This is a genomic window from Ferdinandcohnia sp. SAFN-114 (assembly GCF_059415045.1).
Genome location: NZ_JBPFDQ010000165.1, coordinates 1 through 4406, shown reverse-complemented (window position 1 = coordinate 4406; position 4406 = coordinate 1). Strand labels below are relative to the sequence as shown.

The following is a 4406-nucleotide window of genomic DNA, read 5'->3' as shown; positions in this document are numbered from 1 at the left end:
TCAAATTAATGAAAAAGTGTTAAATTTAATATGGATAGGTGTTTTATATATGTCTCATTTGGCTAGGTCAGTTCATCACTCTGCTGTTATTTATCGGAATAAAAATGATTTATGATTCGTTAACAGAAGTTGAGGAAACTCGAACAATAAATCCACTCAATAATAAAGTGTTATTGTTTCTTTCGTTAGCTACGAGTATTGATGCTTTAGCAGTAGGTGTTACCTTCGCCTTTTTAGATGTATCCATTTTATTTTCAATCATCAGTATAGGTATAATAACCTTCATTTTATCAACACTTGGAATTATTATTGGAAAAATAAGCGGAGAAAGATTAAAAAAGAAAGCGGAATTATTCGGTGGGATTGTTCTTGCTCTAATAGGAATAAAGATACTACTAGAACATTTGAATGTTTATTAAAAAGTAATGGCTGGACTAAATAAAATAATTATTAATCTTCCCAGGTTGGCTAAAACTTTGGTTAGCAGTATTAAGCGATACAGGAGCTGCAGTCGTTGTTGTTTTAAATGAACTACGACTCTTAAAAGTAAGTAAATAGGCTATTTCGCTTTACGAATTCAAACGACAATGATTCGACCCTCTTTCAATACCAAATAAATTAAATGAGATGTCTCTACCATAGAAACATCTCATTTTTATAAATAATCTATTTTTTACTTCCAAAGATAAACACTACATTAACTGCATTGTTGTTATACAAGTATTGTCGCCTTCAAATGTGGAAAATTCAGATTCTGCTGTTTTTCCGTCATATTCAATTTTTACTTGATAGGTTTTATCCCGTGGTAACCACAAATCGATAAATCCATTTTCAAATGATGCCATCGTTTCATCAACAACTACATTACCATCTTCATCTTGAATATATACATCAAATTCTTTTTCAACTAATTCCCCTTGACAACCTGTTAAACTATGAATCGCACATTCATGTGTTTTTTCAACAAATGGTGCAATCGAAACAAAAAATTCTTCCTCAGGAAGTTCATAAGAAGTTTCTTTTTCATTACTCTCAGTTACTATAAGTTCGTGCGACGTAATGGAAGCAGACACATTTTCAAAACTCCCAACACTATAATCGTGTACAACTTCTTTGATATCCTTTACTTCCTTTTCATTTGATGTACTATTGTTACAAGCCGCTAAAATAAAGATTAGCAATAATCCAGCTATTCCAAGTAAACCTTTTTTCATTTATTATCCAACTCCTTTTTTATATGCATGCGACCCATTATATTTCCCATCATTAAAAGGGGCACCACCTTATCATTCACTATACTAGATTAATTACTTTGTATCATTTTCTATACTCCGACCTTTTTAATAGTACCAAAAAATTTTGCAGAAACTATGCAGATATCATATTCTACTTGAAGGTATAAAAAAGAAGGCAAATCAATATGCCTCCATAATTGTTATACATTAAATAAAATTAGTACCTTAACTGTATATTCTAGCCAAGACAAGTACCCTATCTTCATCAAAAATATCTTCTATAATTACCAAAGACCCAAACCCTCAAGCTAACAAAAGATAAAAAATTAAATTGAAAGTCTGGGTTTAACTTTTTGATTCTGAATAAAACTGATCAATCCATTTGGAAACATCCCGAAAAACGATTGGATTTAAGGAATAATATAGGTACTGCCCCTTATTATATGAATTTATTAATCCAGCATTTTTTAAGATACGCAAATGTTTAGCGACTCCCATCTTACTCATTTCAAAATGTGTAGCCATTTCTAATGTAGTAAGTTCACCTTTTTTTAGTAAAACCAACATTTCCCTTCTATTTTCATGTGATAAAGCTTTGAATAAATCGTTGATTGTAGACACCATTTCCTCCTGAGACTTTGTTTAATTAATAAGTAAATTAATCATATTAAAAATGATAAAGGTGTCAATAGGTTTTATACCAATTGGCGAAAAGTACCTGTACTAAGTATTGGAATACCCCCCATTATTCCCCTTTTGTAAATTTTTTATATTTTTAATGAAACCTTACATACCACCTTCAAATTCTATCGTTACCTTAGTACCTTTTCCAAGCTCACTATAAATGTTTATGAAACCACCATGCGCTTCAACAATTTCTTTTACAATTGATAAGCCTAAGCCTGATCCACCACTTTCACGGGATCTTGACTTCTCAACTCTATATAAACGATTAAATATAAAAGTAATTTCATCTTTTGGAATACCTATTCCTTCATCGATTACTGATAATATAACTTTATTATTAATTGGATTGTGTTCAACCTCTAATCTAACGATACTTTTAGTATTGGAATATTTAAATGAATTATCTAGTAGGTTTATAAATACCTGTTCGAATCTTGATCTGTCTATCATAGCAAATAATCCGTCTGGACAGGAATGAACTAATTCAATGTCCTTTTTCTTAAAAGCCGGTCGAACCTTTTTGACAATTTTGTTGGTGAATGCACAAAGATTAACCTTTTCCTTTTGTATAATGAAGTTATGTTGGTCAATTTTAGCCAAATCAAATAAATCCTTAACTAAACCGGATATATGCTCCGCTTCTTCATAAATAATTTGCAAATATTTTCTTCTTTCATCTTCACTTATTCCATCTCGCTTTGCAATATCTGCATATCCTTTTACATAGGTTAATGGGGTTCTTAATTCGTGCGAAATACTTGCAAGAAACTCATTCCTTTCCTTTTTTAAATGGTTTAAATCATTGGCTAAAGTTTGAATACTTTTTGCAAGTTCTCCTAATTCATCATCGCTATGATGTCTAACAGAAACTGTAAAATCCCCTTTACTTAATCTTTCAGTGGCTTTTTTCATTCTAATTAATGGGAGTGTTATTACTTTAGAAAGAAAAAAGACCGTTATAACTGTTAAAACAATCGTAAGGCTTCCTACCACCATAAAATGCTGCTTTAATTCATAAACCATTGTTTGTATCGAATTTGTGCTCTTAAACATGTACACATGACCGATTAATTGATTATCGATCATAATTGGACTAACAGTAGATATATATGACTCTGTTTCCCATCGATTTTCTACAACCATTCCTTCGAATGGCACAGGTCCCCTTTCCAATTCCATGAGCTTTTTCATAGGTGATGTTAACTCATTTGACTTAGCAAGCACCTTTCCATCATGAGTCATTATGACAACATCCGTTTCTGATTCTGTTTCCATTAATGCGACATGCTCAATCGTCGTTTCGTCAAAGCTTTTCTCTAGAACATGGCGATGGCTTTCCCCCCTTGTTTTTAGTTCTGCCAGCTCTTCATCAATACGAGAATCAACTAAACCTGTATATAAAAAAGAAAACAAGATGATTTCAACAATAAGAATAAATGAGAAAAACAGTAGACCAAGTTTAAGAGATATTTTATTCATACATTTTCCCCTCGAACATTTTAAATTCAATATACTTGAAAAATATCAAGAAATTGTGCATTTCATTATTATCTTGTCTAATTCCCAATATCCTCATCATATCATTTTGAAAATTTAGAGGTTTAATCTTCACCATCTATTCAAAAGTTCTGCATAGATTCTGCATAGTTTTTGTGTACTCTGTAAGTAATAAAAGATAAGGAGATGGTGAATTTGAAAAAATTTGCAATCGGACTATTAACGACTGCAATGGTTATAGGTGCAGGGACAGCTGTATTCGCACAGAGTGATGGAGTCTTTAATTTTGAAAAGATGAAGCCTTATATGCAAGAAATGCATCCTGATTTTTCGGAGACACAGTTAAAGGATATGTTTGAATCCTGTCACGGAGAAAATGGTTCTATGAAAAACACGGATTTCAAAGAAATGCACGATGGAGGTATGAATGAAAGTTTATAGAACATTTGTATGAATGAGAGGTGTTATTACATGATGGGTGGCCATGGTTTCGGAATGATGGGGATGATGGGCTTTGGGTGGATAATAAATCTTTTACTCACAGGGTTAGTGGTTTACTTTGCAGTAAAAGTAGCATTACGAAGTAAGAGTAAAGAGTAACAGTTATAACAGTTCGAATCCCCCCTAATAAACAGTGGATTACCTTTATTAAATGCCAAGATATTTTATTAATTACTTGATAAAAGGGAAGAAGTATATAATGTTACAATTATTTACGACAAAAAAGAAGGACAGATAAAATTAACTTTCTTTATCTATCCTTCTTTTTGCTACATATGACCCTAAAGATAAAGTAAAAGCACAATTCTTCCTGCAGAATTGCGTCCTTTTCTTGAATAACCTATATTCAATTTATATTACTTATGTTCTTCTATAGCTGCTGTATCTGTTGTTGAAGCTGTGTAACATGTTGATGCTAGACTAAAAAGTAGACACAGATTGTTATAATAAATATATCAACTATAACGAGGTGTGTCTGTATGGCAA

General features: G+C 31.8%; 6 protein-coding genes. 3 read left to right on the top strand and 3 right to left on the bottom strand.

What is annotated here, in order from left to right; all coding sequences use genetic code 11:
• The first annotated feature begins 38 nt into the window (after positions 1-38).
• Positions 39-419 (top strand): manganese efflux pump, encoded by a 381-nt coding sequence (locus ACR65M_RS26545; RefSeq protein WP_440274897.1) that lies wholly within the window; start codon positions 39-41, stop codon positions 417-419.
• 273 nt (positions 420-692) lie between these two features.
• Here the strand turns inward: ACR65M_RS26545 and ACR65M_RS26540 are convergent, their stop codons facing one another.
• The 3 genes from ACR65M_RS26540 to ACR65M_RS26530 form a co-directional block, all read right to left on the bottom strand.
• Positions 693-1214, bottom strand: coding sequence for a CueP family metal-binding protein (locus ACR65M_RS26540; protein WP_440274896.1), 522 nt, complete (start codon positions 1212-1214; stop codon positions 693-695).
• A 366-nt stretch (positions 1215-1580) separates the two neighbouring features.
• On the bottom strand, positions 1581-1856 hold the full coding sequence (locus ACR65M_RS26535) for a metalloregulator ArsR/SmtB family transcription factor (protein ID WP_440274895.1): 276 nt from the start codon (positions 1854-1856) through the stop codon (positions 1581-1583).
• A gap of 165 nt (positions 1857-2021) precedes the next feature.
• On the bottom strand, positions 2022-3401 hold the full coding sequence (locus ACR65M_RS26530; RefSeq protein WP_440274894.1) for a sensor histidine kinase: 1380 nt from the start codon (positions 3399-3401) through the stop codon (positions 2022-2024).
• Positions 3402-3614: 213 nt separating this feature from the next.
• On the opposite strand from ACR65M_RS26530, the gene ACR65M_RS26525 reads away from it, so the two are divergent.
• Both ACR65M_RS26525 and ACR65M_RS26520 read left to right on the top strand, forming a co-directional pair.
• Positions 3615-3860, top strand: coding sequence for a hypothetical protein (locus tag ACR65M_RS26525; RefSeq protein ID WP_440274893.1), 246 nt, complete (start codon positions 3615-3617; stop codon positions 3858-3860).
• Positions 3861-3890: 30 nt separating this feature from the next.
• Entirely contained in the window at positions 3891-4019 is a 129-nt protein-coding gene (locus tag ACR65M_RS26520; protein WP_440274892.1) for a hypothetical protein, read from the top strand.
• Positions 4020-4406 lie beyond the last annotated feature (387 nt).